The organism is Candidatus Bealeia paramacronuclearis (assembly GCF_035607555.1).
Lineage (GTDB): Bacteria > Pseudomonadota > Alphaproteobacteria > UBA9655 > UBA9655 > Bealeia > Bealeia paramacronuclearis.
In genome coordinates, this window is record NZ_JAVHWZ010000002.1 from 621452 (window position 1) to 639761 (window position 18310).

The window sequence follows — 18310 nt, forward strand, 5'->3', positions numbered from 1 at the left end:
TCTAACCTTTAACTCCGGCCATGGCGATCTGCCCTCGTTCCCCATGAAAATAGGATTGAATCCAGGGATCTTGATTGTGCATTAATTCATGGAGTGTGCCAATCACCATCTTTTTATGAAGGATAACACCAATCCGATCGCATAAAATCCGCAGCGAATCTAAATCGTGGGTCACCATGACAATTGTAAGACCTAAAGTCTTTCTTAACGTTAGTATAAGTTGATCAAAACTTGCGGCTGCAATGGGATCCAAACCTGCAGTAGGCTCATCTAAAAATAGAATTTTTGGGTCTGCGGCAAGAGCCCGCGCAAGTGAGGCACGCTTGATCATGCCTCCAGAAAGTTCACGCGGATATTTATAAAAATCACTTTCTTGAAGCCCCACCATCTTAAGTTTAATCATCGCCATATTCTCAGCAATTTGAGGAGGTGTTTTTAAAAGCTCGAGAATGGGGACTTGAATATTTTCTCCTACCGTAAGAGAGCTAAAAAGGGCTCCACTTTGAAAAAGCACCCCCCATGAAAGTTGCAAACGATCCTGTGTAATTTTCTCCATCGACTCAATGGATTTCCCAAGTACTTCGATTTTTCCCTGCGCTATGGGATTGAGGCCTAAAATAGTTCTCAAAAGAACAGATTTTCCAGCGCCCGATCCCCCCACAATTCCAAAAATCTCTTGGGGGAAAATTTCCATATGCAAATGATGGTGGATGACAGTACGACCAAACTTGGTTTCAAGATTCTCGATTTTAATGATTGGATTATAAGGTGGGTTCATCTTTAAACTCCCATTTGTGAGAAAAAGATGGAAAACAAAGCATCCGCCACAATCACTAGAAAGATGCTTTCCACAACCGCTTTTGTGGTGTGAAGACCTACACTTTCAGCGCCCCCGTCCACACGAAATCCTTCAAAACAACTCACAAGACCAATGGCAAAAGCAAAGACGGGCGCTTTGATAATTCCGATCCAAAAACTCCATTGCGTAATGGCACCTCCCAATTGTTTGAGATAAAGATCAGAACTGTACCCCATGGACCACACCACCCAAACACCCCCGCCCAAAAGACCTGCGACATCGGCAAGGAACGCCAGAAAAGGCATAATACAAATAAGGGCTAACATCCTGGGAAGAACTAAATATTCAAGAGGATTAAGACCAAAAACATTCATGGCATCCACTTCTTGATTAATTTTCATAATCCCGAGTTCAGCCGTGATCGCACTTCCCGTTCGGCCTGCTACAACAATAGCTGCAAGCAAAATTCCAGCTTCTCTGACAATGGAGAGCCCCACTAGATTAATCGTATAAATATCCGCTCCAAATTTATGGAGTTGCTCCTCGCCCTGATAGGCAAAGACAAATCCGATCAAAAAAGAAATAACCGCAATAATGGGAATGGAATTGACCCCTATTCGTTCCATATGCACGAAAAAAGGGACCAACTTGATCCGTTTGGGACTCAAGAAAGATTTAAAAAGTGCAATGACAACATGACCTAGAAATTCCAGCAATTCATAAGCCAAAGTCCCCACTTCAATGGTTGACTTACCCATTCGCTCAATGAGATCCAAAAAGAAGCGATTTGGGGTATGTTTGACAGTGCGATCCGGAAGATAACCTTGGATGCAGTCCATCAAAGACGATAAAAGAAGCGGCATTCCGTCAAGGGTATATGTAATGTTTTTTTTCTGGAGGACTTCAAGGATTTCATGAAAAACCCACGCACCAGTCGTATCGGAGGATTCGAAATTTACCCAAATAAACTTGACATTCAAATTGGATTTCAGTGTTTTTACTTTTCTAAAGCATGATTCGAGTGTTTGCGCATGGGCAAGACTCCACTCTCCGCCTATATTTAAAGTCACAACTTCGGCAGTATCATACTGGATTTCGAGTGAGGGCGATGCGTTTTTCATTTTATCCTTTTGCATAAAAATGAATTATCCTATAAAATCAGCCACAATAAAAGAGATAATGGAGATATGACAAAAAAACCCATCAGATATTCCGCAAACCTCGTTATCCCTAAAACCGTCGTTCTTGTCGGTATGATGGGAGCGGGAAAGAGCAGCATTGGCTGGAGACTTGCTAAAAAATTAGGGGTGGAATTCCACGACTCCGACCAAGAAGTCGAGCGGGCTGCCGGATGCACCGTCAATGATATTTTTGAAACTTGGGGTGAAAAAGCGTTTCGCGATGCCGAACGCCGCGTCATTCAACGCCTTTTGAGCGAACCCACCCAGGTCATTTCCACGGGGGACGGCGCCTTCATCGACGATGATATTCGAGCCCTTATTAACGGCAAAGCTATTTCAGTATGGTTGCGCGCCAATCCTGATATTTTACTCGAGCGCGTTGTCAGACGTGATACACGCCCCCTTCTTCATGAAGGGGATCCCAAAGAAATTCTCGAGGGGATGATTGAAAAACGCTATCCCATTTATAGTGAGGCCAATATTATTGTTGATAGTAACGACGATGCCCATGACGCCACTGTTGAGCGCGTAATGGAATCGCTTAAGGACTATGTATACGATTAAGCGATGAGCATTATATCCCTCATTCTCACTTTCATTATTGTTCTGCTCCTCGTCGGCCTTTCGGGTGTCTGCGCAGGATCGGAAGCTGCGATTTTATCGGCCTCCCGAATTCGCCTTCATCATTTAGCGAAAAAAGGAAACCCTCGGGCGTCCATTATTCTTGAAATTCAAAAAAGTTTAGGGGCTTTTATCAGCGCCCTTCTTTTTGTCAATACCTGGCTAAACATTGCGGTCACAGCACTTGTGACAAGCATTATGACCGAGGCTTTTGGTCCTGTGGGTGCGGTTTATGTCATTCCCATCATGGGATTTTTAATTACGATTTATGCAGAAGTTCTACCAAAAATTTATATCTATAATGATCCCGAACGATCCGTGATGGCATTGGCGCCCATCTTCAAACCCTTTTATATGATTTTTTCTCCCATTACCCAATTTATAGATAAAATCGCAAGACTCTCACTGCGACTTGTGGGAATGAATGGCGCTTCTGAAAACCAAGAGGACTCCTCCCAAGAGGATCTTCGCGGCGCCATTGATCTTTATGGCGGCCCCAATGTGCAAACGCGCCATGAACGCGCCATGCTCAGAAGCATCTTGGATTTAGCTGATGTTGAAGCGTCTGAAATTATGACTCACCGCAAAAAAATGCTCATGTTGGATGCGAGCCTTCCGCCGGATCAAATTGTCGACAAAGTCTTAAGTGCACCGTACACACGGATTCCCATTTGGAAAGATCAAATGGATAACATCATTGGAGTTCTTCACACGAAGGATCTTTTGCGGGCTGTAAGATCCCTAAAAGGTGATCTCACTAAATTTGATATTACAAAAATTGCAAGTCCCGCTTGGTTTATTCCTGCAACAACAACTCTTTTTGCCCAGCTTGAGGCCTTTCGTGAGCGTCGAGAGCACTTTGCACTCGTAGTTGATGAATATGGGGATCTGGAGGGCATGCTCACACTTGAAGATATTCTTGAGGAAATTGTGGGTGAGATCGTTGATGAACACGATGTGGAACTTCCAGGAGTCCGACTCACACCAGAGGGCTCCTATCTTGTGGACGGATCAGTCACCATTCGAGATCTAAATCGCCTTTTTGATTGGAATTTATCCGATGAGCATGCCTCCACCATTGCAGGACTGATTTTGCAAGAAACCAAGCAAATCCCAGAGGTCGGACAGACATTTATGATCCATGGATTTAGGGTAGATATTTTAAGGCGCCAACGTCATCAAATCACCCAAGTAAAATTAACCCCTCCTATTCATACCGCAGAATAAGATCCACAGGGGAAAAACCCCTGCGGAATGTTTATTATACACCTAAGGATTCAATGATCGCTTATTCTCCACCTTCAATAAGGCGCTGCCACCACCCTTTACGAGAAGCAGCCTGTTGAGCTGCCTTTGGAGTTTTCGGCTTTTCAGAAGACACAGCTGGACTTTGAGGTGCATTTTCCCTTGATTTGGTGGGCGCTGAAGGCATCACAGGTTTTGGAACGTCTGAAGAGGCTGCGCGGATTTTAAAATCTTGTGTGGGAGCACTAACCGTATTTTGAGGACTGGTTGATTCCAAAGAAGCGGGAGCGCCCTCTCCTTGAGCCGCAACAGCCCCGTCACGACGCGGCCCTTTACGACCGCGCCTTCCATAGCGGGACTTTCTAGGCCGCTGAAAATCACGCTGGCCCTCTGTCATTGGTTCAAATGGAGACGTTTCTGAAGTTTCAGAAGTCACAACAGGGGAAGACTCTACGGGCTGCGCAACAGTTGGAGAAGGCGTTGCCGGAGGCAGGGGCCTTTGATTCTCAGGACGACGGGGCTGAGGAGGTCTGTTATGCGGACGTCGTTGAGGATTTCTGTGACTTGGCTGCTGGAAAACTTCTGGAGCAAGAACTTCCTCATCCTCTTTTTCGTCCTTTAGAATCGAAGCCACTTCAGGAACGGCCGTAGTTATGGGTTGAAGCGTTCGGAGCCTCTCAATTCTAAAGTCTGGAGGAATTAAACTATCGTCACGGGAAAGCATCACTCGCAATCCCATTCGATTTTCAAGCTCGAGTAAATTCGCACGTTTTTGGTTCAAGACATAAAGGGCAATTGCAGTTGGAACAAAAACATTCACTTCTTGAGAACGTTTTGAAGTGGCCTCTTCCTCAAGGCTGCGCAAAAGATGAAGGGCTGAGGATTCCACAGAGCGCACCATTCCGGTTCCGCGACAATGATAACAGGGTGTACTCGTTGATTCCAAAATATTGGGACGCAGGCGCTGACGCGAGAGCTCCAAAAGTCCAAAAGGACTAATCCGACCCACTTGAACACGGGCTCGATCAAAACGCATCGCGTCTTTGAGTTTGCGCTCAACTGCCTCATTATTACGGTTTTCGTCCATATCAATAAAGTCAATGATGACAAGGCCGGCCAAATCCCGAAGGCGCAATTGACGGGCCACTTCTTCAGCGGCTTCTAAGTTGGTTTTGTAAGCAGTTTCTTCAATGTGACGCTCACGGGTGGCTTTTCCAGAGTTCACGTCAATGGCGACAAGAGCTTCCGTTGTTCCAAAAACCAAATAACCTCCGGATTTCAAGGTGACGATGGGGTTATAAATCGCATCAATCTGGCGCTCGATTCCAAATTTTGTAAAAAGAGGCACATTGTTTTGTTCATAGTGCTGTATTTTTTTGACATGACTTGGCATCAACGCCTTCATGAGAGATTTGGCCATTTTGTGACCTTCATCACCTTCGATGATAACTTCATCGATATCCCGCGTGTATTGATCACGGAGCGCTTTTTTAATGATGTCGCCTTCTTCATGGACCAAGCACGGCGCAATGGAGCTGAGAGTTTTCTCACGAATTTCTTGCCACAATTTCACCAGATAATCGCAATCGCGTTTAATCTCAGGTTTTGTCCGCTCAATCCCTGCAGTTCTTACAATAAGAGCCATATTGGGAGCTAAATTCAGCTCTTCAATAATACTCTTTAAGCGTTTTCGATCTTTGACATTCGTGATCTTACGAGAGATTCCACCGCCACGCAATGCATTGGGCATTAAAACGCAATAACGACCGGCCAAGGAAAGATAACTCGTAAGTGCAGCACCTTTGCCGCCCCGTTCTTCTTTTACGACTTGGACCAACATAATTTGGCGACGCTTGATGACTTCTTGGATTTTATATTGGCGAAGGGGTTTTGCGCGCTTGGGTTGTGTTTCAACTTCTTCGATATCCTCACCCCCCAAAACCTCGACTTGTCCAGGTTGAGGTTGGGAGATTTCAGGCTCTTCTTTTTCGTCCTCAACGTCAATCTCAATCGTATTTTCGGGCGCAAGGGCGGCCTCAAGAAGGGCATCACGATCTTCAATGGGGATACGGTAATAATCAGGATGGATTTCAGAAAATGGTAAAAATCCATGACGATTTCCGCCAAATTCCACAAAGGCTGCCTGCAATGAAGGCTCAATACGGATAACCTTTGCAAGGTAAATATTGCCTTTTAATTGTTTTTTTGTGGTGGTCTCAAAATCATATTCATCAAGACGGTCACCTTCTAAAATTGCCACGCGTATTTCTTCTTTATGCGCAGCATCGATTAGCATTTTCCGCGACATCAAACGTAACTCCATAGTTGCCCTTCTTGGATTTGCCAAAAAAGGAGTGTTAGGCGTTTGATTCTAAAGAGATGAACAATATAAGAGAGAAGACCTAGGTGATCTCCCTACTTGCACGCGCGGAAAATAGGGGGGCGAACACTCGAAAAGAAAGGCCTCTCCTCAAGGAAAGATCATTTTTCAAGGTGTCGCAAGGACAGATGTCATTTTTAATATCGCGGCGCATTTTTCTTTTGTTCACAAAACTCTAGTTTCAAAACGCAATTCTTGAATCATCCTTTGGTCCGGGAAGAAAGACAAGGGAGCCACTGCTCCACCAAAGCTTCGCCACACCAAAAGGTTTATGTTCAGTTGGCATCATAGCCTGATTGAAAAAAAATAACAATTCAATTTTGTGTAGTGTAGGAGTTCATATAAAATGAGATTTAAGAGATCTCACGCCTTTGCAGCATATTCACAACCATATTCTTCAGCCCTCCTGAATCTCATTTTATATGAACTCTTACAAAGTTGAGAAAACCCATTGCCTTTTTTGCGAGATTTGAGTTAAGTTGCCCCAATTGATTTGCGGAGAGGTGGCCGAGCGGTCGAAGGCGCACGATTGGAAATCGTGTATACGGTAAAACGTATCGAGGGTTCGAATCCCTCTCTCTCCGCCAGACCCTTTAGCCCTCCTGCTTTTTTTTTGCATTCGGCGAATTTTAAATTAACAGAAATTTGTCATCCTGAAAGAGCCACTCCCAAATGCAAGGGGACTCGTTTCTCAGGATTCTTTAAAATATTAACGCCCTTAAGCTAATGCTCTCTTTTTTTCTGAATTTCCAGATTTCAGCAAATTCCTCATCACATAAGGCAGGATTCCGCCGTGACTATAGTAAGAAACCTCATTTTCCGTATCAATGCGGCAAACAAGCGGAATTGTCTCCTTGCGACCGTCTTTTCGGGTAATGGTGCAGTTCAAAATCATCTTTGGCGTGATTCCGGCTTCAACACCTTGAATATCAAAAGTCTCTGTCCCCTCAAGACCCAAAGACCTATGTGTCATACCTTTTGTGAAAACAAGAGGCAAAATTCCCATACCCACAAGATTAGATCTGTGAATGCGCTCAAAACTTTCCGCAATCACCGCCTTAACGCCCAAAAGAGCGGTACCTTTGGCTGCCCAATCGCGAGAAGAGCCTGTGCCATATTCTTTTCCAGCAATAATTACAAGGGGGATTCCTGCCTCTTGATAGCGCATAGATGCGTCATAAATGGGAAGAATTTCGTCGTCCAAAACATTGCGCGTAAAACCGCCAGTAATATCATGCAGCATTTCATTTTTAAGGCGAATATTAGCAAACGTTCCTCGCATCATCACCTCATGGTTCCCACGACGGGATCCATAGGAGTTAAAGTCCACACTCTGAACATCATGAGACAAAAGATAAAGTCCGGCAGGGCTGTCTTTTTTAATACTCCCTGCAGGTGAAATGTGGTCCGTTGTGACACTGTCTCCCAAAATTGCAAGAACACGTGCGCTCTTGATATCTTGAGGATCTGTGGGTGTTTGTGCCATATTTGTAAAATAAGGCGGATTTTTAACATAAGTGCTTTTGGGTTCCCAATTAAATGTCAGGCCAGCCTCAACGGATAAGCTTTTCCATTCTGTATCACCTTCAAAAACATTCTTATATCGATCGGCATACATCTTTGGTGTTAAAGAAGATTTCATAACGGATTGAATTTCTAGAGAAGAAGGCCAGATGTCTTTTAAATAAACGGGCTTTCCATCTTTATCCGTTCCCAAAGGCTCCACAGTCAGGTCAACGAGAGTCGACCCCGCTAAAGCATAGGCCACAACCAAAGGCGGAGAGGCTAAATAATTGAGTTTGACTTGAGGATGAATTCTACCTTCAAAATTTCGGTTTCCGGACAAAACGGCTGCCACGGTGAGCTCATGATAATCAATCGTTTGGGCAATGGCCAAAGGAAGAGGTCCTGAGTTTCCAATACATGTCGTGCAACCGTATCCCACAAGTTCAAATCCCAAAGCATCGAGATCTTTTTGCAATCCTGCCGCTTTTAAATAATCGGTAACGACTTGGCTTCCTGGTGCTAAAGACGTCTTGACCCAGGGTTTGCGGGTGAGTCCTTTTTCTCTGGCTTTTTTCGCCAAAAGCCCTGCCCCAATCATGACAGCCGGATTGGAGGTGTTGGTACAGCTTGTAATTGCTGCAATCACAACATCCCCATGACCAATGGTATATTCCCCTTCTTCGACTTCATAGCGTTTTTGAGGATCTGACTTTTTATTATCGTTCATAAGCGCTGAGAGAATGGAGGCGGGAACATCATCTAATTTGACTTTATCTTGGGGACGCTTGGGTCCGGCAAGACTTGAGTCAACATCTTCAAGATTGAGAAAAACCGTATCTGTAAATATAGGGTCTACTTTTGCGTCTCGCCAGAGACCTTGCTCCTTGGCATAAGCTTCCACCAAAGCAATCCGATCGCGATTCCGTCCTGTAAAGGCCAAATAATCGAGAGTTTCTTGATCTATGGGGAAAATACCACAGGTGGCCCCATATTCAGGTGCCATATTGGCAATGGTAGCTCTATCGGCAAGGCTTAAATGCGCAAGTCCTGGCCCATAAAATTCAACAAATTTACCAACTACGCCCTTTTCACGCAGCATTTGTGTGACGGTCAAAACCAAATCTGTTGCAGTGCGACCTTCGAGAAGTTGTCCTTCCAAACGAAATCCTACAACTTCGGGAATCAGCATGGAGACAGGTTGACCAAGCATTGCAGCCTCAGCTTCAATCCCACCCACACCCCATCCCAAAACACCCAATCCATTGACCATAGTGGTATGGCTGTCTGTTCCTACAAGCGTATCCGGGTAGGCAAATGTTTCTCCGTTTTGGCTTGAGGTCCAAACAACTTGGGCCAAATACTCAAGGTTCACCTGATGACAAATCCCCGTTCCAGGAGGCACCACGCGGAAATTATTAAAGGCCTTTTGACCCCATTTTAGAAATTTATATCGTTCTTGGTTGCGTTGGAATTCCAGTTCCACATTGCGTTTGAATGAATCTGCACGGCCAAAACTATCGACCATGACCGAGTGATCAATGACAAGATCTACGGGCGCTAAAGGATTGATGAGAGAGGGATCCCCACCCATGGATTTCATGGCTTCCCGCATCGCGGCCAAATCCACAACTGCCGGAACACCTGTAAAATCTTGCATCAAAACGCGGGCGGGATTATAGGCGATTTCGTGATTTGAGGATTGAGCTTTGAGCCAACCTGCCAAGGCTTTTATGTCTTCGATTTTTACAGTAACACCATCCTCATAGCGTAAAAGATTTTCGAGAAGAACTTTCAAACTATAAGGAAGGTGGGAAATATCTCCCAAGGTTTTTGAAGCTTCTTGAAGGGAGTAGTAGATGTACTTTTTCCCTCCAACTTCAAGTGTTTTTCGCGTTCTCAGTGAATCCAGAGCCTTGGCGGTCATTGACTAGTTCTCCCCAATAGAAAAATATTTTCACAAAGCTTATCAGATCTTAACCCCCTCTGTAAGACGAAAGGTGATAGAAATCTCAAGAAATCCATAAATTTTTTCAAAATCCTTTTGGGCCGGTTCAAAAACCCAAGAAGAAAGTACATTTTGTGCAGCCTGATCTAATCTTTCGTGCCCCGAACTTTCTCTGATCTCAACCTGTTCTGGAAGACCCTCAGGGCTAACTTTGACAGAGCAGGTGACTTTACCCTCCTCACCACGTCGTCTTGAGACATAAGGATAATCTGGCAAAGGATTCTCGCGGCTACCTGCGTGGTACCGGGGGGAAGAAATGTTTAGTTCCCCGCCATGCTGGGCCGGTTGCAAGTTCTTTTTTTGAGGCTCTGAATACTCTCGGACCAAACCCGGGAAAGTTTCGGGGTGACTGTTGTTGGAAATAGCTTTTACGGCATTGTCCTTCTGAGATTGCTTTGACAGTTTTTTTTGAGATCCTGACCGATCTGAAGTTAAGGGAACCCCCTTTTCCCTATTTTTCTCCGCTTTTAAAATAGTGTAATTTTTTTCTGAGTGTTTGATGAAAATTTCTTTTGCTTGAATGGGACTCCTTACAAACGAAACTGCAATAAGGGAAGGTTCTGGAGCTGCCGGCATTAATGAGGGGTCCCTCAAAAACAAAACAAGCGCCCCCCCATGAATGAGGAGTGAGAAGAAGAGGCCGAAAGAGGCAGATAAAAATCTTGAAATTATCTCCAACACTTTCATCCCAGACAATGATCGAACGACAAGACTTGTCTTGTATTTCAAAATCATCTGATCCAGGGATGACGATGCGTGATGGAAAACTCTGCTCACGTCCGCACCTCAAGACCCATGAGGAAAAGACGTCCCCGCACGCTATATCCAAAGACTTCCTCGTACTGTCTGTTTGTTATATTATCAATGCGACCAAAGAGAGAAACGTGCTCATAAAAATGATACTTCCCCCCTACATTTACCTTAGTAAATGGCTTGAGAATTTTGGACGTCACAGCATCGATTTGTGAGCTTTTGCAAAGTGTTGTTACAAAAAGCTCAACCTTCTGAAAAGGCTTCCAGAAGGCCTCAAGGGTACCTTTTAGAACTGAAATATTGGGGGCACGTTTTTGAAGATGGTGATCATAGGCACGGGTTAGCGTTGCGGAAGTCCTCAATTTTAAAGTCTCAAAAGGTTTATGTGCTAAAGTCCCTTCAAGGCCGCGTGCCGTTCTTCGTCCCCCATTCACACGTTGAAATTGATTACCCACGCGCTGGCTTATGACGATATTTTCAATGCGATTATAAAATACAGTAAAGCTCCCCTCAAATTTTTCATTGAGTTTATGATCAAATCCCATATCAAAACTGTGATTGGTTTCGGCTTTTAGCTGAGGATTAGGTAATGCAAAAGGTCCTATATTAAACATATCAGAAAGAACAGGGGGTTTGAATCCCGTGCCAAAACTCGACCGGAGCCTTGAATTTCCAAATGTGTGGGAAGCTCCCAAACGATAATTCACACGACGTCCCCCAAATGAATAATGATCATACCGAATGCCGCTTGTGAGCTCAGTAGATTTCCACGGCTTAAATTTTTCCTGGAAGAAAAGGGCATGTTGATCTCGATCATGCTTTCCTGAAAATGAGTCTTGTACTTTTTCATGCCCCAAATCGAAGCCCAACGTAGAAGTTGTCCACGACGCCCAATTGAGATCTTCATAGTATTTAAGGTGAGAATTCTGGCCTTGCGTAAGAGATGAAAAACCAGGCGTCGTCGTTTCTCGTTTTGTACGTGCTGCTCCCAATATAAGATGATGTTCCCAAAAATTATCGAAAGAATTTAGGTCGCCATGAATCCCCCCTAATGTTGTTCGCGTATGGGAAAAGGAATCGGAGGCAAAGGGAAGATAAGCATTTTCCAATGGCACAAACTGAGAATTATCAAATTGTACATTCGCATCCATTGACCGAACGAATCCCCCAATTTCCGTATTATCATTGGGAGTCATCCCTAAACTTGAGGAGACTGTGGAATTCCTATAATAATCACTCTCAATATTATTGTGGACCTTATTGCGAAAATCACCCTTTCCTGATTTATATCCTGTACCACTCCCATAAAAATTGAGATTATGAAATTCTCCTTGGGCCTCAATATGACCTTGTTGAGTTTTAAAATTTCCCGCCCCACCTTTAGCAAGGCCACGTGGTTTTCCACGTCCCTTTTTAGTTTTGAGATGAATAACACCCCCCAAAGCATTCGCCCCATAAATCACACTATTGGCGCCAGGTAAGACCTCAATTTCCTCTAAATCCTCAACGAGCAAATCTGCAAAATCAAATTTTCCGCCTGATGCAGGATTATTCACAAGAACACCATCCAAAAAGACGGCATTTTGAGAGGATTTGGCACCTCGCAATGTATATTCGATCGTACGTCCTTGAGGCCCCGTTGGCGTTATATTGAGGGAGGGCAACCTCTCTAATTGTTTTTGCGCAAAAGGCTCTTGAATAGATTCCAAATCTTTAAGATTAAGATTTTGAGTGTCCCCTCCTGTATTCTTTTCCGAAAAAAGAGAGGTAGAGATGACTTCATAGGATTCGGTGGCAGAAAGGGACGTCGCCAGAAAAAACCCAAGAACTGTAATTTTGATTATTTTAAGCAGATACTTTTTTTGGTCATGCTGAACTTGTTTGGCTCGCGCCATTGTTCCGGTTAGCATCTTTTTTATGAAATCCTGAAACACATTCACGATGACAAGAATTGGAGAAAAACATAAAAATAAGGCGTACAGCAGCATCAGGAGCTCCATAAAGTTAGCGATAACGACAAAGCGTCACCACTAACGAAGTCGCCCGAAAGCATATCCGTGACCTTTGAGCCCACCGCTCAGAAGGACTGATGACTCATCGTGGCAGGTCTCCTGACTTCGCGGGTCTTTATGATTCCTTCACCTTCCCAGATTTCACTCCAGTGGCATCCGAAAGATCACTCGCCGCCTACAGTTACGGGGGTAGTCACGGGATTGGACCGTGTTCCCTTTTCAGTCGAATTTTGAAATTCAACAACCTCGATTCGATTTTAGAAAAACAGATACCGCCCTCTCCGTCAAGGGGGAGAAAAATTCCTTAATATTTTCTCTTTGCAGTTGAGTTTATATCGGGTAGAATTGAATTCTAACAATAACAATAAAATAAAGGGAGATATTTTAATGTCAAAATTCATGCAAGCTGCAATCCTGACTTTATGTTTCAGCGCGCTGTCTCAACCCGTCTTTGCCGTGGAAAAAGAAGGTGCCGACGACAATGAAAAGACCACCACAGTTCCTCAGAAGGTGACAGAAAATCCCCATCCTGAAACGAATACAACAACACCTACAAGTACGATTTCAAACGTAACGTCAACTAATCCTACCACGACAAATACAACGTTAAATACAGTTCCAATTGATAATTCGACAACGTCTACGGACAAAAAAAAGAAAACCTGCTGCAATATAATTTAACCGTTCCTTCCATTAAAGTAGGAAAATGTTTTTACATGTCTATCCCGGAAATCTTCTGAGCCTCAGATAGTCCTGGCATTAAGGAAGATTATCCGGGTCGAAGTGAGTGTTTGTTTTTTTTATGAGCACTCACCAGGGGCAAATTTTCCATGAAACGTTTCTAGCGTTTTCTCACACCCCTCTTCTCTTAACGAAAAATTTATTCTATGGCTTCATACTATTCTCGGTTATCCTTGATGCAGAAAAATTTAATACATTTTCAGAAGGTCGAATTCTATGGAACTGGCTCAAAAACAAACGTATAAAAACGAAACCATACAAGATGTGATTGCAGGTGTGAACGCCGGGATTAAATCCAATCTCAAGACTTTTTCAACCTTTTTTATCGAACGTTATTTTTCGAACGTGGCCCCTGATGATCTTTTGGGAATGCACGCTAATGAATTAACCCTATCCCTTTTGGGATATCTTGAGTTCATTGAAACACGTGAGAAAGGCAAAGCCAAAATTCGGCTGGTTCACGAAAAGGTCGAAATCCATACGGGAGCCACCAACCACACCGTTGTTGAAATCGTGAATGATGATATGCCGTTTCTTGTGGATTCACTATCGGCCGCCATTAATAATTTGGGATATACTCTTGATTTTGTAGTCCATCCGGTTTTGAAAGTAAAACGCAATTCGAAAGGCGGACTCGAGGGGCTTTATCCCAAGGATCAAGACGTTGAAGGTGCTTATTATGAGTCCTTTATTCGGTGTCAAATTTCTGAGCGGTTATCTCAAAAACAACTCAAAGCGCTTGAAACCGAACTTATTAATGTCTTTAATGATGTTCGATTGGCGGTGCGCGATTGGCGCCAAATGATGGTTGAATTGGATAAATCCATTGTGGATCTCAAATCCAACAGGCCTAAAAAAACAACAAATGAAACCATCGATGAATCCTTAGAATTTTTAGAATGGCTCAAGCAAAATAATTTTACGTTTTTGGGCTATTGTCAGTATGATTTAGGCGGAAATCCAGAGCACTCCACAGGACGTTTGAATGCGGGGGAAGGACTCGGCGTTCTTCATGACATTGAAACCCACAAAGTGGCACGCCTTTTCCAAGGCATTGAGATTACTCCGCAAAACATTCGTTTCCTGCTTGAAGCTGAGCCCATCATTATCACGAAAACTTCTGATGTTTCCCTGGTGCATAGGCGAGATCCAATGGATTCCATTAATATCAAGCGCTATGATGACAATGGTAACGTCATTGGGATCACACAATTTTTGGGACTTTTTACTTCTGTTGTGTATAAAAAAAGTGCCCGTGAAATCCCCATTTTAAGGCGCAAAATTCAAAAAATCATCGAACAATCCGGATTTTCTCAAGAATGGCATGACGGCAAAGCCCTAATCCATATCCTTGAATCTTTCCCGAGAGATGAACTTTTTCAAGGATCTTTGGAGTGGCTCTCAGAAACCAGCATTTCCATTCTTCAACTTCAAAATCGCCAAAGGCCAACGCTCTTTTTAAGATCAGATAAATTTGGGCGAACAATTTCTTGTTTGGTTTATGTCCCCCGGGATAGGTATGACACAGAACTACGTCTGAAAATCGAATCCATTTTAAAAAGAGAACTCAATGCAACCACGCGCTCTTGGAATACAGAGTTAGGCGAGCTTGCTTTTGCGCGCGCCCATTTTGTGATGCTTTTACAAGACAAGGCCCCTGAGGCTTTCAACAAAGATAAAATCGAAATCGAACTTATTGAGGCCACATTAACTTGGAAAGACCGCTTGAGAACAGCGCTCAACATGTCTCATGGCGAAGTAGCTGGCATCGAAATTCTTGAGGAATTTGGGCAAGCCTTTTCCAAAGGCTATCAAGAAAATGTAGCACCTGAAGAATCCGTTCTCGATATCGAAGAAATTCAAAAAACGGTAGAAGAAAATAAAATCCGCATTCGACTTTTCTTGGACACAGATCATCCGATCCGTTTTAAAATTTACAGCCCGCAAGAGGCTATCCCCTTGTCCCAGATTTTGCCAGTGCTGGAAAAACTTGATTTTCATGTAATAAGCGAGAGGCCCTATAAAGTTTCTTTGGATCAGAATCAAAAAGTCATCTGGGTTCAAGAATTTGAAATTGTTCCTTGCGAAAAACCTGCATTTGATATGGAAACACTGACCGAGAATTTCCTCGATGCATTTCAAAAAATATGGCGGGATGAAGTTGAAAATGACGGATTCAATCGTCTCATTATTCGCGCAGGGCTGACCTGGAAAGAGGCGCAAATTTTGCGCGCTTACTCCAAATATCTTTGGCAATTACGTGTGAATTTCAGCCAATCGGTTATGGAAGAAACTCTTTTGAATCATGGTGCAATTGTCAGGCATTTCATTCAACTTTTTTATGTGCGCTTTGATCCCTGCCTTTCGGGCGATCGTAAAAAACAATCTGATGAGATTTTGGGCATCATCCTTAAAGAAATTGATGAGGTCTCAAATCCAGATGAAGATAGGCTTTTAAGGCGCTTTTTAAACCTCCTCACCTCAACCATTCGTACAAACTATTTCCTAGAGGCTGAGGGCCAAAACAAGCCCTACTTTTCTTTTAAAGTACAATGCGCTGCCATTGAAGAAATGCCTTTGCCTCGCCCACTTTATGAAATCTTTGTTTATTCACCACGCTTTGAAGCGGTGCACCTGAGAGGCGGAAAAATTGCCCGTGGGGGGCTTCGTTGGTCTGATCGTCGGGAAGATTTCAGAACAGAAGTCTTGGGGTTGGTTAAAGCTCAAATGGTCAAAAATGCAGTCATTGTGCCGACTGGATCTAAAGGTGGATTTATCTTAAAAAAGGCACCTCAAGGAGATCGCGAAGCTTTTATGAAGGAAGGAGTTGCTTGCTATCAAAACTTCATTCGCGGTCTTTTGGATATCACAGATAATTTGGTAAAAGGAAAAGTTGTCTCTCCTGCAAATGTTGTGCGCTGGGACGAAGATGATACTTATCTCGTGGTGGCTGCCGATAAAGGGACTGCAACCTTTTCCGATTTTGCGAATGGGGTTTCTCAAGAGTACGGATTTTGGCTTGGGGATGCTTTTGCATCTGGTGGATCTCAAGGATATGATCACAAAAAAATGGGCATCACCGCCAAAGGCGCCTGGGAATCCGTGCGGCGTCATTTTCGAGAGATGGGAATGAATGCCGATGAAGATCCCATTACTGTTGTAGGCATTGGTGATATGGCAGGAGATGTTTTTGGAAATGGTATGCTTTGCTCCTCTCATATGAAGTTAGTCGCAGCCTTCAATCATATGCATATTTTCATCGATCCAACCCCAAATCCTGAAATTAGTTTTCAAGAACGCAAACGCCTTTTTGAACTGCCTCGCTCTTCATGGGCAGATTATAACGGAAGTCTGATTTCTAAAGGCGGTGGCATTTTTGAACGGCGTTCAAAATCGGTCACATTAACGCACGAAATTAAACATCTTTTAGGACTTACCCAAGATTCCATCCATCCTGATGAATTGGTGCGCACCATCATGAAAGCTCAAGTTGATCTGATATGGTTTGGTGGAATTGGAACTTTCATTAAAGCCCGTGAAGAAAGCAATGCAGATGTGGGAGACCGAGCTAACGATAATTTACGCGTCAATGGACGAGAGATCCGAGCCAAAGTTATTGCAGAAGGTGCAAATTTGGGCGTCACACAATTGGGGCGTATTGAATATGCCAAGTCCGGTGGACGCCTCAATACTGACGCTATTGATAACTCGGCCGGAGTCGATTGTTCTGACCACGAAGTCAACATCAAAATCTTGCTCGGGCTTTTGAGAGAATCTGGCAAAATTAATCTTGAAAAACGAAATGAAATATTGGTCGAAATGACTGATAATGTTTCAAAACTCGTTTTAAAAGATAATTTTTTTCAAAACCAAACCATCAGTTTGGCCCAGTCTCAAGGCGTTCACCTTTTGGACGAGCAAGCTCGCCTTATGCGGGATTTAGAACAACAAGGGCTTCTCGATCGCACAATGGAAAATCTTCCAGATGATATCGAAATCTCAAGGCGACTTGCGGATAAACATGGCCTGACGCGTCCTGAACTTTCCGTCCTTTTGGCATATGCTAAAATCGCGTTGAATAAAGCTCTTGGGAATGCGGATATTTTGGAATCATCCCTTCTGGAAGAACGCGTTCAACAGTATTTTCCAGCCTATATTCAACAACATTACCCTGAGGCGATTCCCCTTCATCCTTTGAAGCGAGGGATTATCAATATGCGAATCACCAATGCTGTCGTAAATCGTATGGGCATGACGTTTGTCAATGAAATGCACAATGAGACGGGTCGTGAGATTCCCCAAATTGTTCAAGCCTATTTAGTCGTGCGAAAACTTTTGAACTTAAGCCAATTGTGGCGAGATATTGAGTCCCTTGAAGCACTCTCAACAACCACACAAAATGAGCTCATGCTTTATGTCTATAAAGTTGTGAAACGCTTTACAGGATGGTTTTTGCGCGGCGAAATTCTCAATGATAATCCAGAACGTCAACTTCAAGACTTTGAAAAAGGCTTTGTATTTTTAGAGGCAGATCCTTTTTCATATCTCCCCATTCGTCATCGCGATAAACTGAAAAAGAAATTGGCAATCTATGCTGATTATGGACTTCCTGAGGCTTTAGCAATGAAACTCATTTCATTGGATCCTTTAATTTCAGCACCTGATATTAGTGTTCTGACCCAAAAAACAGGGCAGGATATGAAATGGGTCGCTCAAATTTATTTTGCCATTGGGGAGTCTTATGGCTTTGATTGGGTCCGCGCCATTGCAGGTGAAATTCCAGGGGAAAACCGTTGGCAGAAGAGTGCGGTTGCAACGATTATTGACGAGCTTTACTTAAGCCAAAAATCACTTACGCTCAAAATCATTTCCTCCCACAGCCCTCAAGACTGTCTCTTGACGACTTCCGGACATTTCAAAGAAGAGTTCTTGAAATCACCCAATGTTGAAAAATTATTGGCAGATCTCATGAGTGCCCCTTCCGTGGATTTGGCCATGTTAACAGTAGCCAACCGCGAGCTTGGGCGGTTTGCCGAGGGAGGATTAGTTTAGGTCTCTATACCCATC

At 43.6% G+C, this 18310-nt stretch carries 10 protein-coding genes, 1 tRNA gene and 1 riboswitch; of the genes, 5 read left to right on the top strand and 6 right to left on the bottom strand.

Annotated elements, in window-relative coordinates; translation table 11 throughout:
• Position 1: 1 nt before the first annotated feature.
• Together Bealeia2_RS08035 and Bealeia2_RS08040 are read right to left on the bottom strand one after the other, a co-directional pair.
• The gene (locus Bealeia2_RS08035) at positions 2–778 is read right to left on the bottom strand and encodes an ABC transporter ATP-binding protein (RefSeq protein ID WP_331256527.1); all 777 of its coding nucleotides are present in this window, start codon (positions 776–778) and stop codon (positions 2–4) included.
• 2 nt (positions 779–780) lie between these two features.
• Positions 781–1920 carry an MlaE family ABC transporter permease gene (locus tag Bealeia2_RS08040; protein ID WP_331256528.1) on the bottom strand — a complete coding sequence of 380 codons (1140 nt, stop codon included), beginning with the start codon at positions 1918–1920 and terminating at the stop codon, positions 781–783.
• Between the two features lie 66 nt (positions 1921–1986).
• Between Bealeia2_RS08040 and Bealeia2_RS08045 the strand changes: the two genes are divergently transcribed.
• Both Bealeia2_RS08045 and Bealeia2_RS08050 read left to right on the top strand, forming a co-directional pair.
• The gene (locus Bealeia2_RS08045) at positions 1987–2544 is read left to right on the top strand and encodes a shikimate kinase (RefSeq protein WP_331256529.1); all 558 of its coding nucleotides are present in this window, start codon (positions 1987–1989) and stop codon (positions 2542–2544) included.
• A 3-nt stretch (positions 2545–2547) separates the two neighbouring features.
• A complete protein-coding gene (locus tag Bealeia2_RS08050) occupies positions 2548–3828 on the top strand; it encodes an HlyC/CorC family transporter (RefSeq protein ID WP_331256530.1) in 1281 nt (426 codons plus the stop codon).
• 61 nt (positions 3829–3889) lie between these two features.
• Here the strand turns inward: Bealeia2_RS08050 and Bealeia2_RS08055 are convergent, their stop codons facing one another.
• Positions 3890–6154 carry an Rne/Rng family ribonuclease gene (locus tag Bealeia2_RS08055; protein ID WP_331256573.1) on the bottom strand — a complete coding sequence of 755 codons (2265 nt, stop codon included), beginning with the start codon at positions 6152–6154 and terminating at the stop codon, positions 3890–3892.
• 569 nt (positions 6155–6723) lie between these two features.
• Between Bealeia2_RS08055 and Bealeia2_RS08060 the strand changes: the two genes are divergently transcribed.
• Positions 6724–6813, top strand: a tRNA-Ser gene (locus tag Bealeia2_RS08060).
• Between the two features lie 131 nt (positions 6814–6944).
• Here Bealeia2_RS08060 and acnA read toward each other — a convergent pair.
• The 3 genes from acnA to Bealeia2_RS08075 form a co-directional block, all read right to left on the bottom strand.
• The gene (gene acnA, locus Bealeia2_RS08065) at positions 6945–9656 is read right to left on the bottom strand and encodes an aconitate hydratase AcnA (RefSeq protein ID WP_331256531.1); all 2712 of its coding nucleotides are present in this window, start codon (positions 9654–9656) and stop codon (positions 6945–6947) included.
• A 42-nt stretch (positions 9657–9698) separates the two neighbouring features.
• Positions 9699–10313 carry an energy transducer TonB gene (locus tag Bealeia2_RS08070; protein ID WP_331256532.1) on the bottom strand — a complete coding sequence of 205 codons (615 nt, stop codon included), beginning with the start codon at positions 10311–10313 and terminating at the stop codon, positions 9699–9701.
• A 197-nt stretch (positions 10314–10510) separates the two neighbouring features.
• Positions 10511–12385 (bottom strand): TonB-dependent receptor plug domain-containing protein, encoded by a 1875-nt coding sequence (locus Bealeia2_RS08075; RefSeq protein WP_331256533.1) that lies wholly within the window; start codon positions 12383–12385, stop codon positions 10511–10513.
• A gap of 189 nt (positions 12386–12574) precedes the next feature.
• Positions 12575–12766: riboswitch (cobalamin riboswitch) on the bottom strand.
• Positions 12767–12889: 123 nt separating this feature from the next.
• On the opposite strand from Bealeia2_RS08075, the gene Bealeia2_RS08080 reads away from it, so the two are divergent.
• Together Bealeia2_RS08080 and Bealeia2_RS08085 are read left to right on the top strand one after the other, a co-directional pair.
• The gene (locus tag Bealeia2_RS08080; protein ID WP_331256534.1) at positions 12890–13183 is read left to right on the top strand and encodes a hypothetical protein; all 294 of its coding nucleotides are present in this window, start codon (positions 12890–12892) and stop codon (positions 13181–13183) included.
• Positions 13184–13459: 276 nt separating this feature from the next.
• On the top strand, positions 13460–18295 hold the full coding sequence (locus Bealeia2_RS08085; RefSeq protein WP_331256535.1) for an NAD-glutamate dehydrogenase: 4836 nt from the start codon (positions 13460–13462) through the stop codon (positions 18293–18295).
• The last annotated feature ends 15 nt before the right edge of the window (positions 18296–18310 follow it).